The sequence below is a fragment of the Radiobacillus sp. PE A8.2 genome, from assembly GCF_045635475.1.
Classification (GTDB): Bacteria; Bacillota; Bacilli; order Bacillales; family Amphibacillaceae; genus JBJGXI01.
This window is the reverse complement of sequence record NZ_JBJGXI010000038.1, coordinates 33,593-54,210: the sequence shown is the minus strand read 5'-3', so window position 1 is coordinate 54,210 and position 20,618 is coordinate 33,593. Positions and strand designations below refer to the sequence as shown.

Here is a 20,618-nt window from a genome sequence, read left to right as displayed (position 1 = left end):
TGCCCGGAGCGGAAATCACGAGCGCTACGTTACGACGCATTCTAGCTGTTTAGTGTCAAAAAAACAGACAGTAAAAAAAGGCCGTTCTAAGAACGACCTTTCAACTTTACATTATTATTTAGCAGTTTCAGGAACTGACAATCCTAATTCTTCAGCAATACGAGTTCCTAACTCAGGATCTACTTTATAGAAGAGACCAATTTGGCGAAGCTTAATATCGTCTCTTTCTACGTCACGCATATGGTCAGCGAAGTTTTTGATTAAACGAGTACGCTCATCCTCACTCATTACATCTCGGAATAATGCGCCAGGTTGAGAGAAATGATCCTCACTGTCATAAGAAACACTGTCAGCGAATCCACTTACTTCAAATGGAGTAGTTTTGTTTTCTGGTGTTTCCTTTGGTCCTTGAAAACTATTCGGTTCGTAGTTCACGCTACCACCGCCATTACTGTCCGTGCGCATATAACCATCACGTTGATAGTTGTTTGCTTCTACTTTTGGACGGTTAATTGGTAATAATTCATGATTAGCACCAACACGATAACGATGTGCATCAGAATAAGCGAATAAACGACCTTGAAGCATTTTATCTGGTGAAGCTTCAATACCAGGAACGAAATGTCCAGGTGAAAAAGCAGCTTGTTCAACTTCAGCGAAATAGTTTTCAGGGTTACGATCTAATACCATACGTCCTACTTCAACTAATGGATAATCTTCATGTGGCCATACTTTCGTAACATCGAATGGATCGAGTCGATAGTTTTTAGCATCTTCTTCTGGCATAATTTGTACTTTAAGTGTCCAAGTAGGGAAATTGCCATCTTCAATTGAATTATATAAGTCTTCTAAGTGGTAATCAGCATTTTCTCCAGCAAGCTTATCCGCTAGGTCGGCATCTAAGTTTTTAGTGCCTTGATCTGTTTTAAAGTGATATTTAACAAATACAGATTCTCCGTTTGCATTCGTCCATTTGAATGTGTGGCTACCGTAACCATTCATATGACGAAGTGTTGCAGGAATACCACGGTCAGAGTGAAGAATTGTAATTTGGTGTAAAGATTCAGGTGAAAGAGACCAGAAATCCCAAATCGCGTTTACATCTTTGCGGTGTGTTTTTGGGTTACGTTTTTGTGTATGAATAAAGTCTGGGAACTTGATCGCATCACGAATAAAGAAGACAGGTGTGTTGTTACCTACTAGATCATAGTTACCTTCTTCAGTGTAAAACTTAACTGCAAATCCACGAGGGTCACGTACCGTATCAGCAGAACCTAGTTCACCAGCTACTGTTGAAAAACGAATAAACATTGGTGTCTTTTTACCAACTTCTGATAAGAAATCAGCTTTTGTATATTTTGATACATCATTTGTTACCTCAAAGTATCCATGTGCACCAGCACCTTTTGCGTGTACTACGCGCTCTGGAATTCTTTCACGGTTAAAATGTGCTAGCTTTTCTAATAAATGTACATCTTGTATTAGTGTTGGTCCACGATGACCTGCAGTAATCGAGTTTTGATTATCTCCAACAGGAGCACCTGAAGCAGTTGTTAAGTATTTTTTTTCATTTTGGCTCATTATATGAACACCTCTCCCTAATAGATTGATAGATTAAGAATAATACATATCTAATTATAAATCAAACATTATAGAAATCAATATTTAATTATAATTATTATAATTAAATATTTTATTTACCTAATTTACATATATGGTAGTAGGACATGCTTTATGCCTTAATATTAATTCATTCTATGATAAGTGATGAATAAATTGGAAGTTTTAAGTATTCAATTATCCGTCCGACATTTTATAAACAAAAAAATGAGAACCGTAGATTAATACACTACGATTCTCGTGATAATATGGATGTACCCTGAAAAATCAATAATTCAAATTTGTTGGTTGGGGGTAACATAACTCGAATATTTATAAGGAAGACATCCATATGTACAGCATAACTATTGGAAGTAACTATATACATTATACATGATAATGAGAATCATTTTCAATAGTGATTGCGAATATTTTTCGGAAATTCACAAATTTTTTTGATATCTAATGAGAATTTGTGAAAATTACTGATAATGAAAGAAAATAGTTAGAATTTTAGAGATAAATAGTAGATAATGTCTGTTAAACGTATAGTTGATCATAATAATCGATTTAGAAGAGGGGTATTCTTGTGGTGTTACAATTAGAAGGTGTTTCCTTGAAGAGGGAAGGAAGCTGGATCATTAATGATGTGAATTGGGCAATTAACAGTGGGGAGCACTGGGCGTTATTAGGATTAAATGGTGCTGGAAAAACGGCATTATTATACATGATGTGCGCCTATTATTTTCCCACTTCAGGACAGTTGACAGTTTTAAATAGAAGATTTGGTAGGGATGAGCTTGGCGAAAGCTTAAGAAAAAAGATCGGTTTAGTTTCCTCAACCTTAAAAGAAAGATTATACGATTCAGATAATGCGTATCAGATTGTCTTAAGCGGTGCTTTTGCATCAATTGGCTTATATAACACTCCAACTGATGAAATGCGAGAGAAGGCGCAATCATTATTAAAAGAACTTGGTTGCTTTGGGTACGCAAACAGGCGGTATGAAACACTTTCGCAAGGTGAAAAACAACGAGTATTAATTGCTAGAGCGTTAATGGCTGATCCTGAATTATTGATTTTGGATGAACCAACGAATGGTCTTGATTTTATCGCCAGAGAGCAATTGTTAGAAGCGGTCGAGATAATTTCGAGGAAAGCAGAAGCTCCAACAATTATTTACGTAACGCATCATGTTGAAGAGATTTTGCCAGTATTTACACATACCTTACTACTAAAACAAGGGAAGGTGTACAAATCAGGTGAAACTAAGGATATCATTGCCAAAAATGTACTGGATTCATTTTTTGAAATTCCTATTGAATTGAATTGGTACAATAATAGGCCGTGGATTAGGAAGCAAACCAATACATAGAGTATTTTGATTAGGAGCGAAACAAATGTTACATCAGTTTAATCGACAATTAGAACGAATTATGCCTTTGATTGCACCATCTAGTGTGATTGTTGGGGTGTTGTTTGCGGATAGTTTGAGCCAGTTCGCTTTTTTAGTTCCTTGGATTTTTGCATTTATGACATTTGCCGGAAGCCTTAGCTCAAATTTCAATTCCTTACAAAAAGCGATTGCGCATCCGTTACCAATTATTATTGCCTTTTTATCGCTCCATATTATTATGCCATTATGGGCATTTGCAATTGGTCATTTAACCTTTAGTGGGGATATGCTAACGATTACGGGGCTCATCCTAGCAATGGTTATACCAACAGGAATTACGAGTTTTATATGGGTGTCAATCTGTAAAGGAAATATCGCATTAACGTTATCAATTATCTTAATTGATACGATCTTATCTCCGTTTATTGTTCCTTATACAATGTCATTGTTCGTTGGAACGACAGTTGAGATGAATGTAAGTAGTATTATGGTAGGATTATTTTTAATGGTAGTAATTCCTTCTCTTATTGGAATGTGCTTAAATCAGTTCACAAAAGGGCGGATAAAGGATAGTTGGGGAACTAGATTAGCCCCTTTTTCCAAGTTGTGTCTTGCGGTAGTGATTATGATCAATTGCGCTGCGGTTGCTCCTTTTTTGAGAGTGGTTAACTGGAAGCTTATTTTGATTGCTTGTGTGATGTTTTTCGTTGCTTTCTGTGGTTACCTATTAGCATGGTGCATTGGCGTTCTCTTTAAAAGAGATAAAGAAGAGATTATTACGCTTACCTTTACAGGCGGGATGCGCAATATTAGCGCAGGTGCAGTTATTGCAGTAGCATATTTCCCTGCTGCTGTTGCAGTTCCCGTTGTCTTGGGTATGTTGTTTCAACAAATATTAGCATCCATTTATGGACAGCTGCTTGGCCGTTATTATAATAAACAGGTGAGTTAAAGTGGATGAAAAAAGCAGTCGTGAACGAGTCTACGACTGCTTTTCTGTATTTAGCCGGGAGTAAACATATACATCTTGCCCGGTCCCTCTTTGATAATAATAACTACGAAGCAAACCCTCTTGCACAAATCCTAATTTTTTCAAAAGCGCAGAAGAGGCATCGTTGGCAGTGTATACAAATGCGCCAATTCGAATTAACTGTAATTCTTCAAAGCAATACTCGATGACGCGTTGTAAAGCTTCTGAAGTGTATCCACTTCTCCAGTAACTGGGATGGATTTCATAGCCGACCTCCGTACGCTTATGACTTAAGACCAGGTTGTTTAGCCCGATAGTGCCTATGAATTTGTTATCATCTTTTCGTACCATTGCCCATCGGATGCCCCGCTTTTGACTCCACGAGTCTCGGAAAGAATCAATTACTTTATTCGCCTGTTCCATACTCTTTAGAGACTCCATGCCGTAATAATGGGTTACCTCATCTAGAGACATCATTTCATAGAATGGTTCACTGTACATATCGATAACTTCTACCAATTTCAATCTATTTGTTTCAAGATTTGGAAATGTCATAGCCCTTTCATCCTTTCCACTCGGTACGAATATTATATCGAATCAAGAAATTGGAAGCTATAGCAAACAGACAAATATATAATGCTAAGGCTAACAAAAAGGGGCGATAATCAATCTCCACATCCTCTTCTTGCCACTGACTAATAGCCGTATACAATTTCAGGTGCGCAGCAACCAGAAAGCTTTATTCAAGCGTTTGATCAAATAAAAAAACAACAAGTATAAAGAAAAAGCCCTGCATTGATAAAATTGCAGAGCTATTTCATGCCTGATTGCATAAAGCTGTTAAAATACTGTAACCATTAAAAAAGGCTATTCCGGAAATAAATTCTGGAATAGCCTTTCATATATAATGAATTAATGTCTTCTAAAGATATCAATAAATGAATGAATAATCTCTATTCCTTGATAGGCAAACAGACAAAATGCTGTCATAGAGAAAAAGCCAACCAATAGAAAACGAATAAGATGTAAACTAATCATATTATTATTTCCCCCTTATTTAAATGTTAATAAAATTAACGGGGGATGCCGACATAAGACGACTGGTAAAAACTAGCGAGTAGGAAACGCCGCAAAAATTTGCGTCTAATATTTCTAAATGAAAATGAGATGTATAAAATTACGATGCTTTGAAAAATCAAGGCACTATCGAGCGTGATCATCGATGGATATTGATTTTTACTTGTGGGTTCATATTCTGCATCTATTGTAAGAGTAGTGAATTCATCGATCAATCCTTTTTCAGGATAATCATTATTAGAGGGATGTATTTGCTGCGGTGTCAACAACAGAACCAAAACCATTAAACCAACAAATAACAATAAGGTTCTTTTCAAGCAAACCCCTCCTTTTACGAGTATTCGATTAAGTAAACATTGTAGTATACAAATTATCTAATGTAAACAAATAGTTTCATACCATTATTGGTATGCTGATTCCTAAATAACAATACCTGAATATACTATATGAGAATAATATGTTGAGGTGAACTAAATGTTGTCATGGTTTATATTTATGCTGTTAGGTTTGGCCACATTCCGATTAACTCGTTTACTCGTGTTTGATGATATTACCAGTTTTATCCGTGCGCCTTTCCATGAAGAGCGAGAGGAAGTTACTGAAGATGAAACAATAGAGGTCATCATTTATATTAAAGGTAAAGGGTTAAGGAGGTTTGTTGGAGAACTGTTAAGCTGTCATTGGTGTACGGGTATTTGGTGCGCAGCAATTTTATATGCAGGCTTGTATTTTCTCCCAACTATTTTTTTCCCGATTATCGTTATCTTATCTTTAGCTGCAGTATCGTCAATCGTTCAAACGTGGGTCAGTTCTAGGAATGGCGAATGATTTAAAGTAGACAATAAGAAAACCCTAGACCAAGTGCAGTCTAGGGTTACATAATTGTGATTTTTTAAAAATTAACTTAAAGCTTTATTTCTTTTGAATTTTCTTCTTTTCTTTGCACAACCACAACCAGATTTCTTTTTTGCCCCAACTTTTTTCTCTTGTAGGTTTTCATTTAAAGCAGAATTTTTAACCACTTTATTCACTCCTTTTCTCAAATGAACAACCGTAAATCACCATTTAGCCGGTGAATATAGTGGTTGTTCTAAATAATGATGAAACATTAGATGTCATACTACGTATACGATTATATATGTGAGTTCCGGTATATGCGGAAGGGCGTTTCGCACAACATACATAAAAAATTTGATGCGCTGTAAACAAATAGTATCTAGATTTGTTATGGAAAATGATAGAATAGTAGATACTTATCTATAGAGATTACTAACACGTACTAATAGACGATAGAAGTAGGAGCGAATCAATAGTGATAAAAGTTAGAAGAAAACAGAAACAAAAGTTATTTTCTGTAGTTGCTACTACATTTTTTGTCATGATATCTCTTTTCGTTTATATTAGTTTATCAAAACAATTTACAACCATTCCAGACCAACCAGCAGGTCCTAAGCTATCGCAACGAGTAATAGATTATCAGCCTATTGTTGGAGAGGAATTAAGAAAGTATGGTAAGGAAGCATATACCGGTATCGTCTTATCCTTGATGATGCAGGAATCTGCAGGAAGAGGAATGGACCCTATGCAAGCATCAGAAAGTTATTGCGGTGAGGTTGGATGTATTGATGATCCGGCGCTTTCGATTCAGCAAGGGGCTAAATATTTTTCGTATGTCTTAGATAAAGCTGGCGGTGACGTGAAGCTAGCATTACAATCCTATAACTTTGGTGAAGGATTTATTACTTATGTTCAAGAACATGGCGGAAATTACACTAAACAGTTAGCAATCGATTTCTCTGCGATGATGTATGATAGATTACGTGATACTGGTAACTATAGCTGCTTGAGGGACGAAGCTGTGCCTCATGATGCTTGTTATGGAGATATTTTGTATGTTGATGCTGTGCTAGGCTATTACGCAACTGCAAGCAACTTAGACGATAATGGGTCATGGGTTGTTTCATTGACGAATGAAGAGGAGTGAACCACAGTGATTTTGGTTGAAAAGGCAACACCGGACCATGTGGCTGGTATTGCTCATGTCTGTATCGAAGGCTGTCGAGCGACTTATAAAGGATTACGAAGTACGGAGAGCATCGAACGAAATAACAAGCTTTTTTATAATGAAAAACGAATTTTGACTGAAGTTACAGAGGTAACAGACAGCTGGGATGGCTGGTTTGTAGCCTTAGAAGCGGGAGAAGTAATCGGAGCAATTGGCGGCGGAATGACAGGAGTAGATGTTAGTGAAGTTTTCGTACTATATTTAAATCCTAACCGCAGAAATGAAGGGATTGGCACGATGCTGCTTGAGAAACTAACCGAAGTACAGCGGGAAAAGGGCTCTATGAAGCAATGGGTTTCCGTCCAAAAGGCGAATCAAAAAGGTATTCCTTTCTATGAAGCAAAAGGCTTTCATTTGCAGGCGGAACAACCAGCATATGCTAATGCTCCGGGAGAGAACTATGTTTCTTTGCGTTATTGTCGGAGTATTTAACTTGAAACAATAGAGGTTTCTCAATCGTACATTTATATATAAGGGGGGCAGATTATCATGGGAGATCCATTTTTTTCTGGTGGTGGCAGTTTTATGTTTAATTTTGTACCAATTTTTATCGGAATTATTTTTGTTATTGTTATAGGGATGATTTTATTTACTGTAGTTAAAGGGATCACAGAGTGGAGCAAAAATAATCAATCACCGAGGCTTGCTGTACCAGCTCAGGTAAAATCAAAACGTACACATGTTAGTCGGCGGATGCACAGCAACAATGATCACATGCATTCGGGCTCGCGGACATCTTATTATGTAACCTTTGAGTTCGACAGTGGTGACAGATCAGAATTTAGTATGAGTGGTAGCGACTATGGACAGCTTGCTGAGGGAGATTTCGGTACATTGACATTTCAAGGGACGAGGTATTTAGGTTTTGAACGGAATGTAGGGTAAAAAGGGATGGAGATTATTTTTTCCGTTCTTTCCTTTAACAAGTACAAAACACGCGAGTCTTAACAGATTCGCGTGTTTTGTACTTGTTAAAAGTGATAGATTGGTTTCATAAATGAAAAAGTAGTATTATGGGGACAGTGTAGATTTCAATGTTAGCAATGAATAAGGAGGACAACATGTCTAGAAAAATTTACTTTAACCACGATGCAGGTGTGGATGATCTTGTGTCATTATTCTTATTAACACAAATGGAAAACATAGAGGTGACAGGTGTTTCTGTTATTCCAGCAGACGGCTATCTGGAGCCGGGAGCGAATGCGAGTAGAAAAATAATTGATCGTTTTAGCGCTTATCCGATAGAAGTAGCAAAATCTAATTCACGAGGAGCAAATCCTTTTCCTAGTGATTGGAGAATGCATACTTTTACGGTTGATGCCTTACCAATTCTTAATGAAAGTGGAAAAATGGTGGCGCCACTTAGCGACTCTTGGGCGCATCAGCATATGATTGAAAAACTAAAAGAAACTGAAGAAAAAACTACTTTGCTGTTTACGGGCCCTTTAACAGATCTTGCTCGTGCATTAGATGAAGCACCGGAGATTGAAGCAAAGATTGATAAACTGATTTGGATGGGTGGAACATTCCAGGAAGTAGGGAATGTAGAAGAACCCGAGCATGATGGAACAGCTGAATGGAACGCATTTTGGGATCCAGCAGCGGTTCAACGTGTCTGGGCAAGTGGAATCGAAATTGATATGGTAGCTTTAGAAAGCACACAACAGGTTCCATTAACGTTAGATGTTCGTAATAAATGGGCAGCAGAAAGAAAATTTGAAGGTGTTGATTTTCTCGGTCAATGTTATGCTGCAGTTCCACCATTAGTACATATGGAAACTAATTCCACATACTATCTGTGGGATGTGTTAACAACAGCATCTGTAGGGAAGCCGGAACTCGTAAAATCCAAACAAGTGAAAAGTTCGGTCGAAACAGATGGACCAAGCCAAGGGAAAACAGTCTTATCAGATCAAGGCAGAGATGTGCAAGTTGTTTATGATGTAAATGCGGATGCCTTCTTCTCCTATATTACCGATTTAGCAAAAAAGGTTAAATAGGCGGTGTTGATATGAGGAAAGTGATTATTGATACGGATACAGCAGGGGATGACACGATTGCTATTTTAACTGCGCTCCATTATTTCGATGTGCAAGGGATTATGATTACTGGAGGCAACGTTGACTTTGGTCAGCAAGTGGAAAACGCGCTCTACACCGTGCAAGTGGCAGGAAAAGGTGGACAAATTCCAGTCTATAAAGGGTATCAAGCGCCTATTTTACAATTAGGAACAGACAAGCATCTTACTGTCGAGGATGTGCATGGTTCCGATGGTATGGGAGGAGCTAATTTTCCTAAAGCTGAGCAACGTGCGGAGACGATGCATGCGGTTGATTTTTTAATTGATGCTGTCCATGCAAATCCAGGTGAAATCGAGTTATTAGCTATTGCGCCATTAACAAACATTGCGATGGCGATCAAGAAGGATCCATCGATTGTTCCGGAAATTAAACATTTACACATCATGGGTGGAACAAATAACGATCTTGGAAATATTACCCCTGCTGCAGAGTACAACTTCTACGTTGATCCAGAAGCGGCAAGAATCGTACTAAACGCTGGAATCCCAACTACAATGGTTGGTTGGGAGATGTGCACACGTTATTCGATCATGGAGGATCGTGATCACGAGGATATTGAACAACTACATACAGCAGGTTCTGCGTTTTTTGTTGCAGTGAATAAAGTAGTAAAGCAATTTAATAAAGCAGTCCACAAAATTAACGGAACGACACACCCAGATACATTGCTAATGGCAGTGGCAGCCAACCCGACGCTTATGGAAAAATCGGGAAACTACTATGTTGACGTTGAAACAAAAGGCGAGTTCACAAGAGGCTACAGTGTAGTAGATATTAACGGACGCTTACAAAAACCTGCAAATGTTACTGTATGTGAACAAATAAATAAACCAACGTTTAAAGAAATGCTCTTAGAAGTATTGCGAGCGATTAAATAACGCATAAAAGAAAATAGACCCTTGGGGTCTATTTTCTTTATCTCATCACAGAGCCTCCGGAGATCTTCACGGATTCACCGACAATATTACTGGCAGCATCTGATAATAAATAGGCAATTGTATTTGCTACTTCGATTGGGGTGGTAATTCTTCCGGACGGCAATCCTTGTGCAGCTAATGCAAATTGTTCTGCAAATGAACGGCCTTCTCTTTCGCCTTTTGTTCGGATTGCTTGTCTTCCCATAGCTGTATCCACATATCCCGGACAAACAGCGTTAACGCGCACCCCATGTTCAATGGCTTCAAGGGCAAAAGCCTGGGTAAATCCGATTAGTGCAAACTTCGACCCGCAATAAGCTGTTCCTCCGTATGTGCCTCGAAGTCCTGATAAAGACGAGACGTTCACAATGGCACCGTCCCTTTTTTGTTTCATTTTTTCGTAAACGGCTTGCGATAGCAAAATAGGTACCGTGTAATTCAGGTGCATCACATGCTCAAGCTCTTCTTGTGTGAGTTTTTCGACTGTGTCCCCACCTAAGGTACCAGCTGAATTAACGAGTAAAGAAATATGCCCATTAGCTTGTTCGGCATTTTTGAGTAGTGCTTCTCGTTCACTAGCTTCAGCTAAATCGGCAACATAACTGAAAATTGTTGATTCCGGATATCGACTAGTAATCTGGTCTTTTAATTCATTTAGTTTTTTTTCACGTCGACCAGTAATCGTGAGAGATGCACCCATCGAAGCAAGAACTAGCGCAGTTTCATAACCGATTCCTCCCGTTGCACCAGTAATTAGCGCATGCTTACCAAGTAAAGCATCTTGACTATATAAAGACACATGATCATCCTTTCCAGAAATTATGAGTTAGTACTTGTCTTCTAGAAAAATAAAGAAATTCCTCCCTGTTGTAAAACAAGGAGGAATTATTTGATGCTATTCGTCATTGATGGACACATAGAAGTTGTCTTTTCCACGGGGAACGCTGTCATTGGTCAGTAATTAGGACATACAAACAGGCTAAGAATTTCAGTGGACACAGGAACACTTATTTTACCTGAAATGCCGGTTTTGACTATTTGACGGCCACCAGAGCACTTATTTGCTAGAAACAGCATATTACAGCAAGTATTTTATTTAAATAAGTGCACTGGAGTCCGCGCAATTCCACATATAACACTTTTGTCACAGATAAGAGCTGTGGTGTCCGCCGACGTCAAACAAATCCCATTTCGCCTGGACCGCCACACGCTTCGGCGCATTTTCTTGTGTCAATAACAACAATCTTTTAGAAAACAGTCTAGAAGATTAAACGCCTTTATAAGCTTTACGGTATATTTCTGCTAACTCCGTAACAAGCGGTAGCTTAGGGTTTGCCGTTGTACATTGGTCCTCAAAAGCACGATCTGCTAAAAGCTCCACTTTTTGTTCGAAGATTTTTTCATCAACACCACAGCCCTTGATGCTCATTGTGATTTCTAATTCTTTTGCTAATGTAATGATTGCTTGGACGAGGCTTTCTACCCCTTCTTCTGTTGTACGTGCAGGAAGTCCTAGAATTTTTGCGATTTCCGCATAACGTTCATCCGCAATAAAGTGCTCATATTTTGGAAATGCAGCAAATTTTCTCGGTTTTGTTGCATTATATCGGATAACGTGTGGCAACAAGATGGTATTGGCGTGCCCGTGTGCAATATGGAATTCTGCGCCTAGCTTGTGTGCAAGACTATGGTTAATTCCTAGAAAAGCATTGGCAAAGGCCATGCCCGCAATGGTTGATGCATAATGCATTTTTTCGCGTGCTTTTTCATTATCTCCATTTTTATATGAAGTTGGTAAATATTCAAAAACAAGCTGGATTGCTTTAATCGCTAAGCCATCTGTATAATCGTTAGCCATGTTTGAGACGTATGCCTCAATCGCATGGGTTAACACATCCATACCGGTATCTGCCGTTATTTTCTTCGGTACGGTCATTACAAATTGCGGATCAATAATTGCCACGTCTGGTGTTAATTCATAATCAGCTAATGGATATTTTACATTATTAACTTTATCGGTAATAACGGAAAATGATGTTACCTCTGAACCAGTACCTGAAGTCGTAGGAATTCCGACAAATTGTGCTTGTTTTCCTAATTGTGGAAACTTAAATACCCGTTTGCGAATGTCCAAGAATTTTTGTTTTAGACCGTTAAAATCAGTGTCCGGGTGCTCATAAAATAACCACATGCCTTTAGCGGCATCCATTGCAGATCCGCCACCAAGAGCGATAATCACATCTGGTTGAAATTCTCTCATCGCCGCCGCACCGCGCATAACTGTATCACTTGATGGATCTGGTTCTACATCAGAAAAGATCTCACAGTGTACATAATCTGGTCGTTTACGTAGGTAATAAAGAACTTTATCAACATAACCGAATTTGACCATCATCGGATCAGTAACGATAAATGCTTTAGAGATATTCGGCATTTTAGCTAAATATTGGACAGCATTTTTTTCGAAATAAATTTTTGGTGGAACTTTGAACCATTGCATATTCACCGTTCTTTTCGCCATTTTCTTGACGTTCACTAAGTGAACTGCTCCTACGTTTGTAGAGACAGAGTTTCCTCCATAAGAGCCGCAACCAAGTGTTAATGATGGCATATACGCATTATAAATGTCTCCAATAGCTCCTTGAGAAGATGGTGTGTTAACAATTAAACGCCCCGCTTTCATTCTTCTTCCAAACGCATCAATCACTGATTGATTTTCAGAATGGATAACCGCAGAATGACCGAGTCCGCCAAATTCAAGCATTTCCTCGGCGCGTTTCATGCCTTCTTCCGCGTTGTTTACTTTATAGCAAGCTAAAACTGGGCTTAATTTTTCCCTAGATAGGGGATGGTCAGGTCCAACTCCGGTTAATTCTGCAATCAAAATTTTTGTCTCTTCTGGAACGATAACTCCTGCTAACGCTGCAATTTTATATGCAGGCATTCCAACGATGCTTGGGTTAACTGCGCAAGTATTCTCGTTAATTACAAGTTTTTCAACATTTGACTTTTCATCAGTAGTTAAAAAGTGGCAGCTATTATCAATCAATGCTTGCTTCACATCGTTGTAGATTTCTTTATCAATAATTACTGCTTGTTCAGATGCGCAGATCATACCGTTATCAAATGTTTTAGAAAGAATTAAATCATTAACAGATCGTTTAATATTAGCTGATTTCTCCATATAGCAAGGAACGTTACCTGGTCCTACACCTAATGCTGGTTTGCCGGAACTATAGGCAGCCTTCACCATGCCAGATCCACCGGTAGCAAGAATCAAGGCAATACGATCATGCTTCATTAATAGCTGTGTCGCATCTAAGGATGGTTGTTCAATCCATTGGATACAATGCTCAGGTGCACCTGCTTTTATAGCTGCTTCATATAATACCCTGGCAGCGGCAGCACTAGACTTTTGCGCAGATGGATGAAAGGCAAAGATGATTGGATTGCCCGTTTTTATTGAAATAATAGATTTAAACATAGTAGTTGACGTTGGATTGGTCACCGGAGTTACGCCGGCAATTACCCCGATTGGTTCTGCGATCTCTACCATAACTTCATGGGGATTTTCATTAATTACCCCAATTGTTTTGTCGTACTTTACATTATGATAAATGTACTCTGTAGCAAAAATGTTTTTTATGATTTTGTCCTCATAAACACCGCGGCCTGTTTCTTCCACAGCAAGCTTGGCGAGCACCATATGCTGACCTAACCCGGCCAATGCCATCTCTTTTACGATAATATCAATTTGTTCTTGGTCGAGCTTTTTCATTTCCTTTAGTGCTTGCATGCCGTTAGATACAAGTTTATCGATGCTTTCTGCTACATTTTCTTCCGGTTTTTTCATTACTTTTGTAACAACCATAGAAAAGACCTCCTAATTATAATTTAATTGTGAAACATTGAGCAAGTATAACCGTACGAAAAGCTATGGTCGTACGATGTCGAGTGGGTTACGGGGAATCTTGACAAATGATAGATCCTTATACATTCTTGCATTTGGCTTAATGGATACAACAAAATTTGTGGTCCAGATATATGTCGGGATATCTTTTTCTCCTTCGAAAAGCATTGCTTCGAATCTATCACCAATTTCTTTTTCAAATACTTCTTTCGTATACACATCTGTATCTGTACCAAATTCCTTCCATTCGTGTAAAATCATTTTGATCACCTCTTTAAGTTCTTTATGAGGTAATCATAACATGTGAAAACATTAACAAACTTTACCGTTTGTTTCAAATTTGTGAAATGTTTTGCAATAAATATCAATTTCATAATATTGATTTTTATCTTCATCCATATAGTCGAATTAAACCGTCTCCGAACTATATATGGATGAAGATAGCTGTATAAGGTAATTATGAAATTGACTTAATATAGAAGTGTAATAAGTTTGTGATATATTATTAGTAATCAAAGGGGGATATACGATGATCGATTTAAGAAGTGATACAGTTACGAAGCCGTCAGAAAAGATGAGAAAAGCGGCTTATGAAGCAGAGGTAGGAGACGATGTTTATGGTGACGATCCGACTGTTAATAAACTTGAGGAAGTAGCTGCAAACATGCTTGGCAAAGAAGCTGCCTTATTTGTCACAAGCGGCACGCAAGGGAACCAAATAGCAGCGTTAACCCATTGTCGTCCTGGTAACGAGGTTGTTTTAGAAGCTAGTTCGCATATCTTCCTATATGAAGGTGGAGCACTATCGGCATTTGCTGGTGTACAACCGAAAACAATATCTGGCGAACGTGGAGCAATGAAACCGGAAGAAGTGGCGGCAGCTATAAGAGCTGAAGATATCCATTTTCCTGAGACAGGGCTAATCTGTGTTGAAAATACCCACAATAAAGCCGGCGGAGCCTTAGTACCACTAGAAAATATGAAAGCTATTTACGATATTGCGCGAGAAAATAATGTTCCAGTCCACCTTGATGGTGCTCGTTTATTCAATGCATCAGTGGCATCTGGGATTTCTGTAAAAGACTACGCATCATACACTGATACTGTTCAGTTTTGTTTATCTAAAGGTTTAGGTGCACCTGTAGGTTCTATTATAGCAGGCACAAAAGAATTTGTTACTCAAGCTCGTAAGTGGCGAAAACGCCTCGGTGGTGGGATGCGACAAGCGGGTATTGTTGCAGCACCAGGATTAATCGCTCTACAAGAAAATGTCGAACGATTAGCCGAAGACCACGATAACATGAAGGTTTTAGCAAATGGACTTGCAAATATAAAAGGTCTAATTGTTGAAAACCAAGTAGAGACAAATATTTTGTTAGTTAATGTTGCTGAAGCTGGTTACAACGCAGATCAATTTTTAAATGTACTAAAAGATAATCATATATTAGCTAATGCCTTTGGTCCTAATACGATACGGTTTATCACACATCTTCATATTACGAAACAAGACGTTGAAACAGTTCTGAATGTGATCAGTAAAGTAGTAAATAAATGAAACGAACATTGATGTTTAAAAAAACGCTGGTGCTAAAGCTCAACTTGTGCACCAGCGTTTTATTATTTAGTTTGCTCTAAAGTAGAATATATGTTGATCACAAACATTAAAAATCTAATACCTCTGGTTGACCATCTGCTGTGTTCATTAACCGAATTTCTGTTGGAGCAATTTCTAACACGGTATAATTCGGGTCGTTAGGTCCATCAAACCACGGTTCAAGTTCTTCTTTCCAAATTTTTTGCTTTACTTCTTCGGAGTCTTGAATGATTGCTTTTCCTTCAATTTCAATGTATTGGTCTTTTAGTCCTTCGCCTTGATAGCCAAGTAGGATATGGACGTGATTATTTTCTTCTAAGTCCTCCACTTTGTGTGTGTCCTTGTTTGTTGCTGTATAAAGATGTAAGTCGTCATTATAAAACGTCATATAACGTGAAAAGGGTTTATTATCTCGAACTGTAGCAAGCGTTCCGAGAGAGTTCTTTGACAGTATCTCGTCTACCTTTTCAATTATTTCATTTTGTTCCATGTTAATCTTCACTCCTATCTTTGCTTTATAATTAAATTTCCCTATTTATGTGATTCCATCCAGTACCAAAGTTACTTGTTATTTATATCTAATGAAGGTATCCTCTAAGTTAAGAAATAAAAAGAATGAGGAGTTTACCCGCATGTTATTTATCACAATTGCTATCATCTGTACAATCCTTGTTATTGCCGTATTAGGTCTCTCGATTATGACAATCAATAAAGGTTACAGCTATAAACATACCGTTGATCCATTACCTGAAGAAGTAGACAAAGATAATGATAAAAAAGATAACGAAAAAGCAAATCATTAATTTTTAAGTTAAAGTAAAGTTAACGATTAATTAATTGCACGCTCTTTTTACCTACGATATACTTAAATTGCGATATAAATTACTTAACTAATTTCCTGTTACTTATATACCCATTTGCGACAATAAATTAAACATCTCCAAATTCATGTTGTCACGAAAGGTTTTATAAAGTAATGATGAGATTGGCGGATTTAATAATATTTTAAAATAATTATTAGAGAGGTGTTATACGCAAATGACAAACAAAAATGTTATACCAGAAGGATTTTTATGGGGAGGCGCAGTTACTTCATTCCAAACAGAAGGCGCATGGAATGAAGGGGGTAAGGGTCCATCGACCGTTGATGCTAGACCAATTCCGACAGGTCATTCTGATTGGAAAGTAGCAACTGACTTTTATAATCGTTACAAAGAGGACATTGCATTATTTAAAGAAATGGGATTTAACGCTTATCGGACGAGCATTTCCTGGTCAAGAATTTTCCCTGACGGTGAGGGTGAAGCTAACGAAGAAGGCTTGCAATTTTATGACGATGTTTTCGATGAGATGATTGCAAATGGCGTTCAGCCAGTTATTACGCTTTGCCATTTCGATCTTCCTTTATCATTAGCTGAGAAATATAACGGCTTTGCATCTAGAAAGGTCGTAGATTTATTCGAAAAATATGCAAGAACAGTTTTTGAGCGTTATAAAGATAAAGTGAAGTATTGGCTCACGTTTAATGAGCAAAACTTAATCTTATTAAAACCGCAATATTGGGGTGTCGTTCGAGATGCAGATTCAGAGGCACTAAGATATCAAGTCTGCCATAATGCATTTATCGCTCATGCCAAAGCAACAAAAGCACTTCATGAAATTATTCCGGATGGTCAAATGGCGGGAATGATTACGTATTTTACGACGTATCCATTAACACCACAACCAGAGGATGTGCTAGCAAATTATAAAGCAAAAGAATTGCTTAATGATTTTTATTTTGATGTGTTTTCGTTCGGAGAATACCCTACATATGTCACAAGTGACCTGGAAAAGAAGGGTATCATGCCAACCTTCGAGGAAGGTGATACTGCATTACTAAAAGAAAACACAGTCGATTATCTTTCCATCAGTTATTACAAGAGCAACACCGTAGAGGCTAGTGACGATGAAGATATTATGGCCGGTGTGGGACAAAATCCTCATCTAGAAGAGAATGAATGGGGTTGGGCTATTGATCCAATTGGATTTAGACTCGCACTTAAAGATATGTATGCTCGCTATCGATTACCAATCTTTGTTACCGAAAATGGAATTGGACTTAGAGAAGAATTAGATGAAAATAATACCATAGAAGATGATCAGCGTATTAAATATTTAAGCGATCATATCCACCAAATGAAGTTAGCAATGGAGGAAGGCGTGGACATCTTTGGCTACCTCGTGTGGGGTTCTACTGATATTCTTAGCTCTAGTGGCCAAATGACCAAGCGATATGGATTTGTATATGTTAACCGCGGTGAAGAGGATTTAAGAGATTTAAAACGTTATAAGAAGAAAAGCTTCGATTGGTTCAAAAATGTGATTACAACCAATGGTTCGGAGTTGTAAAAAAAATCCCCCTGTGTTTAGATACAGGGGGATTAATTTTGATGTTCTAGCTCCGAGGCCAGTCGCTATGTTTCTAAACCGGCGCCCCGCACTTTTCTTTTTACAAACTAGCTTCAAAAATAGCGGCTGAATCTTCTTTGGTTAGCTTTTTAAAGTTACCAAAAGAAGCATTAGCTATTACCGTTTTTTCTGCCATGAGCTCGACACTATCTTTTTTGATTTCGTAATCAGCTAAAGTAGAAGGAGCACCAATGTTATTCCAGAATGCCCGAAGTTTCTCGATACCTTCTAATGCTACTTCACGGTCAGATTTACCATCCGCACTCACATCAAATACCCGTTCTGCCAATTGCTTAAATCGACCTGCATTTTCATCTAAGCTATACTTCATCCAATTAGGGAAGATAATCGCAAGGCCACCACCGTGAGGGATATCGTGAACAGCAGAAACTGCATGCTCTAGATTGTGTGTTGCCCAATCACCGCTATAGCCCATATTGACAACACCGTTCAATGCCATTGTTCCGCAATATAAGATTGTTTCTCGGTGCTCGTAACTTTCGAGATCTTCGAGAAGCTTTGGAGCTGTTTCCATTACTGTACGTAAAAGTCCTTCACACATACGATCTTGGAATGGTGTATTAGAAACGTGATGGAAATAGTGCTCTAATACGTGAGACATCATATCAACAATCCCGTATATTGTTTGATCTCTAGGTACTGAAAATGTATTAACAGGATCTAAAATAGAGAATTTTGGGAAAGAGTAAGGGCTTCCCCAACCGTGTTTTTCGTTCGTTTCCCAGTTAGTGATAACCGATCCAGCATTCATCTCAGAACCAGTCGCTGCCAAAGTAAGGATCGTTCCGAATGGTAAGGCGTCTTTTGCAGCAACTTTCTTAGTAACGATATCCCAAATATCATGTTCAGATTTCGCTCCTGCAGCAATGGCTTTCGTACAGTCGATCGTACTGCCACCCCCAACTGCTAGTAAAAAGTCGATACCTTCTGATTTACATATTTCAATACCTTTTCTAGCTGTAGTCACTCGTGGGTTTGGCTCCACGCCTGCAAGTTCAAACACCTCTGCATTTATTTCTGCAAGCTTTTCTTTTACTTGATCATATAGGCCGTTACGCTTAATGCTACCACCGCCATAAACGAGCAATACTTTTTTACCATACTGCGGAATTTCCTCGGTTATTTTGTCTATTTGTCCTTTTCCAAAGATTAATTTTGTTGGATTGTAAAATGTAAAGTTATTCATATGTTATCTGCCTCCTTAATAATTATCATGCCCAACAAGCAGTAAGTTGTAAAGAAAATGAACTCGGAATTTTTGTTTGTATGTTGGAGTCTGAGTTATCACTTGTGGCAGGGTGTTCGCGATTTAGTAAGCGGCCACCATGACGCTTATCTGTGACAAAAGGTGCATAATTAGAATTGTACGGCCACTAGCGCACTTATTTGACTGAATCATTGCTGTTTTAGGTTGTTTTTAGTAAATAAGCGCTCTCTTGGCCGCGTAATTAATATATTTTGGTATTTATTCAAAATAAGGGTATATATGGCCGCTCAGGTTCAGTTGCCGTCCCTCACGCATCCACGTAGTGGTTCCCCAGTTTTACATCACTTATGTAGTTCCGTGTCTACACCTTAACGTTTACAAATTGTAGACACAATAAAAATAATCGGTTATGAACTCACCATCGTACCTCCATTTACATGAATAACTTGCCCAGATACATAAGACGAATCATCCGAAGCTAAATACACATAGGCCGGTGCGAGCTCATATGGCTGGCCGGCACGTTTCATTGGCACATCTTGCCCAAAGTTTTCTGCTATATAGTTTGCAGAGAAACTTGATGGAATTAGTGGTGTCCAAATTGGACCAGGTGCTACGGCGTTGACGCGAATGTCCTTATCGGCTAAATTTTGGGACAATGCTCGAGTGAATCCAACGATTGCTCCTTTTGTGGCCGTATAGTCAATTAATTTCTCATGTCCTTCATAAGCAACAATCGATGCGGTATTAATAATTGAACTCCCGCGTTTTAAATGAATCAAAGCGGCTTTGGATAAATAAAAGAATGCATAAATGTTCGTTTTAAATGTATCATCGAATTGTTCACTCGTTATGTCTAACAAGCTATCCTGAGGAAATTGAACCCCGTGATTATTTACTAAGATATCGAGTTTCCCAAACTGATCAATCGTTTGTTTAACCACGTACTGACAATGTTCCTCAGCTCTTAAGTCTCCAACAATTAATAAACATCGTCGTCCAAGTTGTTCGATACGCTTTTTTGTGCGAAATGCATCTTCATTTTCATACTCGTAATAGTAGGGGATAACCAAGTCCGCCCCTTCTTTTGCAAAAGCAATTGCTGTTGCTGCCCCAATACCGCTATCGCCTCCAGTGATAATGGCTACTTTATTTTTAAGTTTCCCTGAGCCTTTATAATTAGTATCTTCTATAATCGGCCGTGGAACCATTAACGATTCGATTCCAGGCTGCTGCGGCTGATGCTGTGGTGGAAAGTGATCATGATGTTTGAATGTACCTCTGTAGTAATTATCCATTAGTAATCCTCCCCATATTTAAAAATGAATAC

At 38.3% G+C, this 20,618-nt stretch carries 22 protein-coding genes; 11 read left to right on the top strand and 11 right to left on the bottom strand.

The features are described from left to right. Window positions 1-114: 114 nt before the first annotated feature. Window positions 115-1,581, bottom strand: coding sequence for a catalase (locus ACI6MV_RS18100; protein ID WP_407271741.1), 1,467 nt, complete (start codon window positions 1,579-1,581; stop codon window positions 115-117). A 607-nt stretch (window positions 1,582-2,188) separates the two neighbouring features. Between ACI6MV_RS18100 and ACI6MV_RS18095 the strand changes: the two genes are divergently transcribed. Next, window positions 2,189-2,974: an ABC transporter ATP-binding protein gene (locus tag ACI6MV_RS18095; protein ID WP_407271740.1), complete on the top strand. Its 786-nt coding sequence runs from the start codon at window positions 2,189-2,191 to the stop codon at window positions 2,972-2,974. 25 nt (window positions 2,975-2,999) lie between these two features. After that, the gene (locus ACI6MV_RS18090; RefSeq protein ID WP_407271739.1) at window positions 3,000-3,947 is read left to right on the top strand and encodes a bile acid:sodium symporter family protein; all 948 of its coding nucleotides are present in this window, start codon (window positions 3,000-3,002) and stop codon (window positions 3,945-3,947) included. Window positions 3,948-3,977: 30 nt separating this feature from the next. Here the strand turns inward: ACI6MV_RS18090 and ACI6MV_RS18085 are convergent, their stop codons facing one another. The 3 genes from ACI6MV_RS18085 to ACI6MV_RS18075 form a co-directional block, all read right to left on the bottom strand. Further along, a complete protein-coding gene (locus tag ACI6MV_RS18085; protein WP_407271738.1) occupies window positions 3,978-4,520 on the bottom strand; it encodes a GNAT family N-acetyltransferase in 543 nt (180 codons plus the stop codon). Between the two features lie 357 nt (window positions 4,521-4,877). Further along, window positions 4,878-5,003 carry a hypothetical protein gene (locus ACI6MV_RS18080; protein WP_407271737.1) on the bottom strand — a complete coding sequence of 42 codons (126 nt, stop codon included), beginning with the start codon at window positions 5,001-5,003 and terminating at the stop codon, window positions 4,878-4,880. 35 nt (window positions 5,004-5,038) lie between these two features. After that, on the bottom strand, window positions 5,039-5,359 hold the full coding sequence (locus tag ACI6MV_RS18075) for a hypothetical protein (RefSeq protein WP_407271736.1): 321 nt from the start codon (window positions 5,357-5,359) through the stop codon (window positions 5,039-5,041). Between the two features lie 157 nt (window positions 5,360-5,516). On the opposite strand from ACI6MV_RS18075, the gene ACI6MV_RS18070 reads away from it, so the two are divergent. Continuing rightward, complete coding sequence (locus ACI6MV_RS18070) at window positions 5,517-5,870, top strand: DUF1360 domain-containing protein (RefSeq protein WP_407271735.1); 354 nt, start codon at window positions 5,517-5,519, stop codon at window positions 5,868-5,870. 71 nt (window positions 5,871-5,941) lie between these two features. On the opposite strand, the gene ACI6MV_RS18065 is transcribed toward ACI6MV_RS18070, so the two are convergent. Next, complete coding sequence (locus ACI6MV_RS18065) at window positions 5,942-6,064, bottom strand: hypothetical protein (RefSeq protein ID WP_407271734.1); 123 nt, start codon at window positions 6,062-6,064, stop codon at window positions 5,942-5,944. A 290-nt stretch (window positions 6,065-6,354) separates the two neighbouring features. Here ACI6MV_RS18065 and ACI6MV_RS18060 point away from each other — a divergent pair, with 290 nt between their 5' ends. The 5 genes from ACI6MV_RS18060 (at window position 6,355) to ACI6MV_RS18040 (ending at window position 10,066) form a co-directional block, all read left to right on the top strand. Continuing rightward, on the top strand, window positions 6,355-7,026 hold the full coding sequence (locus ACI6MV_RS18060; protein ID WP_407271733.1) for a lysozyme family protein: 672 nt from the start codon (window positions 6,355-6,357) through the stop codon (window positions 7,024-7,026). Between the two features lie 6 nt (window positions 7,027-7,032). Beyond that, window positions 7,033-7,539, top strand: a complete 507-nt coding sequence (locus ACI6MV_RS18055) for a GNAT family N-acetyltransferase (protein ID WP_407271732.1) — start codon at window positions 7,033-7,035, stop codon at window positions 7,537-7,539. 57 nt (window positions 7,540-7,596) lie between these two features. Next, window positions 7,597-7,992 carry a DUF2500 domain-containing protein gene (locus ACI6MV_RS18050; RefSeq protein WP_407271731.1) on the top strand — a complete coding sequence of 132 codons (396 nt, stop codon included), beginning with the start codon at window positions 7,597-7,599 and terminating at the stop codon, window positions 7,990-7,992. Between the two features lie 176 nt (window positions 7,993-8,168). Next, the gene (locus tag ACI6MV_RS18045; protein ID WP_407271730.1) at window positions 8,169-9,107 is read left to right on the top strand and encodes a nucleoside hydrolase; all 939 of its coding nucleotides are present in this window, start codon (window positions 8,169-8,171) and stop codon (window positions 9,105-9,107) included. An 11-nt stretch (window positions 9,108-9,118) separates the two neighbouring features. After that, window positions 9,119-10,066, top strand: a complete 948-nt coding sequence (locus tag ACI6MV_RS18040) for a nucleoside hydrolase (protein WP_407271729.1) — start codon at window positions 9,119-9,121, stop codon at window positions 10,064-10,066. A 37-nt stretch (window positions 10,067-10,103) separates the two neighbouring features. Here the strand turns inward: ACI6MV_RS18040 and ACI6MV_RS18035 are convergent, their stop codons facing one another. The 3 genes from ACI6MV_RS18035 to ACI6MV_RS18025 all read right to left on the bottom strand — a co-directional run bounded on the left by ACI6MV_RS18035 (window position 10,104) and on the right by ACI6MV_RS18025 (window position 14,276). Further along, window positions 10,104-10,904, bottom strand: a complete 801-nt coding sequence (locus ACI6MV_RS18035) for an SDR family NAD(P)-dependent oxidoreductase (RefSeq protein WP_407271728.1) — start codon at window positions 10,902-10,904, stop codon at window positions 10,104-10,106. A 468-nt stretch (window positions 10,905-11,372) separates the two neighbouring features. Beyond that, a complete protein-coding gene (adhE, locus tag ACI6MV_RS18030) occupies window positions 11,373-13,976 on the bottom strand; it encodes a bifunctional acetaldehyde-CoA/alcohol dehydrogenase (protein WP_407271727.1) in 2,604 nt (867 codons plus the stop codon). A 63-nt stretch (window positions 13,977-14,039) separates the two neighbouring features. Continuing rightward, window positions 14,040-14,276: a hypothetical protein gene (locus ACI6MV_RS18025; protein WP_407271726.1), complete on the bottom strand. Its 237-nt coding sequence runs from the start codon at window positions 14,274-14,276 to the stop codon at window positions 14,040-14,042. A gap of 268 nt (window positions 14,277-14,544) precedes the next feature. On the opposite strand from ACI6MV_RS18025, the gene ltaE reads away from it, so the two are divergent. Further along, complete coding sequence (gene ltaE / locus ACI6MV_RS18020) at window positions 14,545-15,570, top strand: low-specificity L-threonine aldolase (protein ID WP_407271725.1); 1,026 nt, start codon at window positions 14,545-14,547, stop codon at window positions 15,568-15,570. Window positions 15,571-15,676: 106 nt separating this feature from the next. Here ltaE and ACI6MV_RS18015 read toward each other — a convergent pair whose 3' ends face one another. After that, complete coding sequence (locus ACI6MV_RS18015) at window positions 15,677-16,099, bottom strand: pyridoxamine 5'-phosphate oxidase family protein (protein ID WP_407271724.1); 423 nt, start codon at window positions 16,097-16,099, stop codon at window positions 15,677-15,679. Window positions 16,100-16,241: 142 nt separating this feature from the next. Here ACI6MV_RS18015 and ytzI point away from each other — a divergent pair, with 142 nt between their 5' ends. Further along, the gene (gene ytzI, locus ACI6MV_RS18010) at window positions 16,242-16,412 is read left to right on the top strand and encodes a YtzI protein (RefSeq protein WP_407271723.1); all 171 of its coding nucleotides are present in this window, start codon (window positions 16,242-16,244) and stop codon (window positions 16,410-16,412) included. Between the two features lie 235 nt (window positions 16,413-16,647). Further along, window positions 16,648-18,000 carry a glycoside hydrolase family 1 protein gene (locus tag ACI6MV_RS18005; RefSeq protein ID WP_407271722.1) on the top strand — a complete coding sequence of 451 codons (1,353 nt, stop codon included), beginning with the start codon at window positions 16,648-16,650 and terminating at the stop codon, window positions 17,998-18,000. 100 nt (window positions 18,001-18,100) lie between these two features. Here the strand turns inward: ACI6MV_RS18005 and ACI6MV_RS18000 are convergent, their stop codons facing one another. Then, window positions 18,101-19,267 (bottom strand): iron-containing alcohol dehydrogenase, encoded by a 1,167-nt coding sequence (locus ACI6MV_RS18000; RefSeq protein WP_407271721.1) that lies wholly within the window; start codon window positions 19,265-19,267, stop codon window positions 18,101-18,103. A gap of 428 nt (window positions 19,268-19,695) precedes the next feature. After that, entirely contained in the window at window positions 19,696-20,586 is an 891-nt protein-coding gene (locus ACI6MV_RS17995; RefSeq protein WP_407271720.1) for an SDR family oxidoreductase, read from the bottom strand. Window positions 20,587-20,618 lie beyond the last annotated feature (32 nt).

Excerpts from the sequence above, each read along its gene's own strand:
- ACI6MV_RS18085 (WP_407271738.1), bottom strand. The coding sequence starts at position 4,520 with ATGACATTTCCAAATCTTGAAACAAATAGATTGAAATTGGTAGAAGTT.
- ACI6MV_RS18090 (WP_407271739.1), top strand. The coding sequence starts at position 3,000 with ATGTTACATCAGTTTAATCGACAATTAGAACGAATTATGCCTTTGATT.
- ACI6MV_RS18050 (WP_407271731.1), top strand. The coding sequence starts at position 7,597 with ATGGGAGATCCATTTTTTTCTGGTGGTGGCAGTTTTATGTTTAATTTT.
- ACI6MV_RS18070 (WP_407271735.1), top strand. The coding sequence starts at position 5,517 with ATGTTGTCATGGTTTATATTTATGCTGTTAGGTTTGGCCACATTCCGA.
- ltaE (WP_407271725.1), top strand. The coding sequence starts at position 14,545 with ATGATCGATTTAAGAAGTGATACAGTTACGAAGCCGTCAGAAAAGATG.
- ACI6MV_RS18040 (WP_407271729.1), top strand. The coding sequence starts at position 9,119 with ATGAGGAAAGTGATTATTGATACGGATACAGCAGGGGATGACACGATT.
- adhE (WP_407271727.1), bottom strand. The coding sequence starts at position 13,976 with ATGGTTGTTACAAAAGTAATGAAAAAACCGGAAGAAAATGTAGCAGAA.
- ACI6MV_RS18015 (WP_407271724.1), bottom strand. The coding sequence starts at position 16,099 with ATGGAACAAAATGAAATAATTGAAAAGGTAGACGAGATACTGTCAAAG.
- ytzI (WP_407271723.1), top strand. The coding sequence starts at position 16,242 with ATGTTATTTATCACAATTGCTATCATCTGTACAATCCTTGTTATTGCC.
- ACI6MV_RS18080 (WP_407271737.1), bottom strand. The coding sequence starts at position 5,003 with ATGATTAGTTTACATCTTATTCGTTTTCTATTGGTTGGCTTTTTCTCT.
- ACI6MV_RS18100 (WP_407271741.1), bottom strand. The coding sequence starts at position 1,581 with ATGAGCCAAAATGAAAAAAAATACTTAACAACTGCTTCAGGTGCTCCT.
- ACI6MV_RS17995 (WP_407271720.1), bottom strand. The coding sequence starts at position 20,586 with ATGGATAATTACTACAGAGGTACATTCAAACATCATGATCACTTTCCA.
- ACI6MV_RS18045 (WP_407271730.1), top strand. The coding sequence starts at position 8,169 with ATGTCTAGAAAAATTTACTTTAACCACGATGCAGGTGTGGATGATCTT.
- ACI6MV_RS18005 (WP_407271722.1), top strand. The coding sequence starts at position 16,648 with ATGACAAACAAAAATGTTATACCAGAAGGATTTTTATGGGGAGGCGCA.
- ACI6MV_RS18000 (WP_407271721.1), bottom strand. The coding sequence starts at position 19,267 with ATGAATAACTTTACATTTTACAATCCAACAAAATTAATCTTTGGAAAA.
- ACI6MV_RS18025 (WP_407271726.1), bottom strand. The coding sequence starts at position 14,276 with ATGATTTTACACGAATGGAAGGAATTTGGTACAGATACAGATGTGTAT.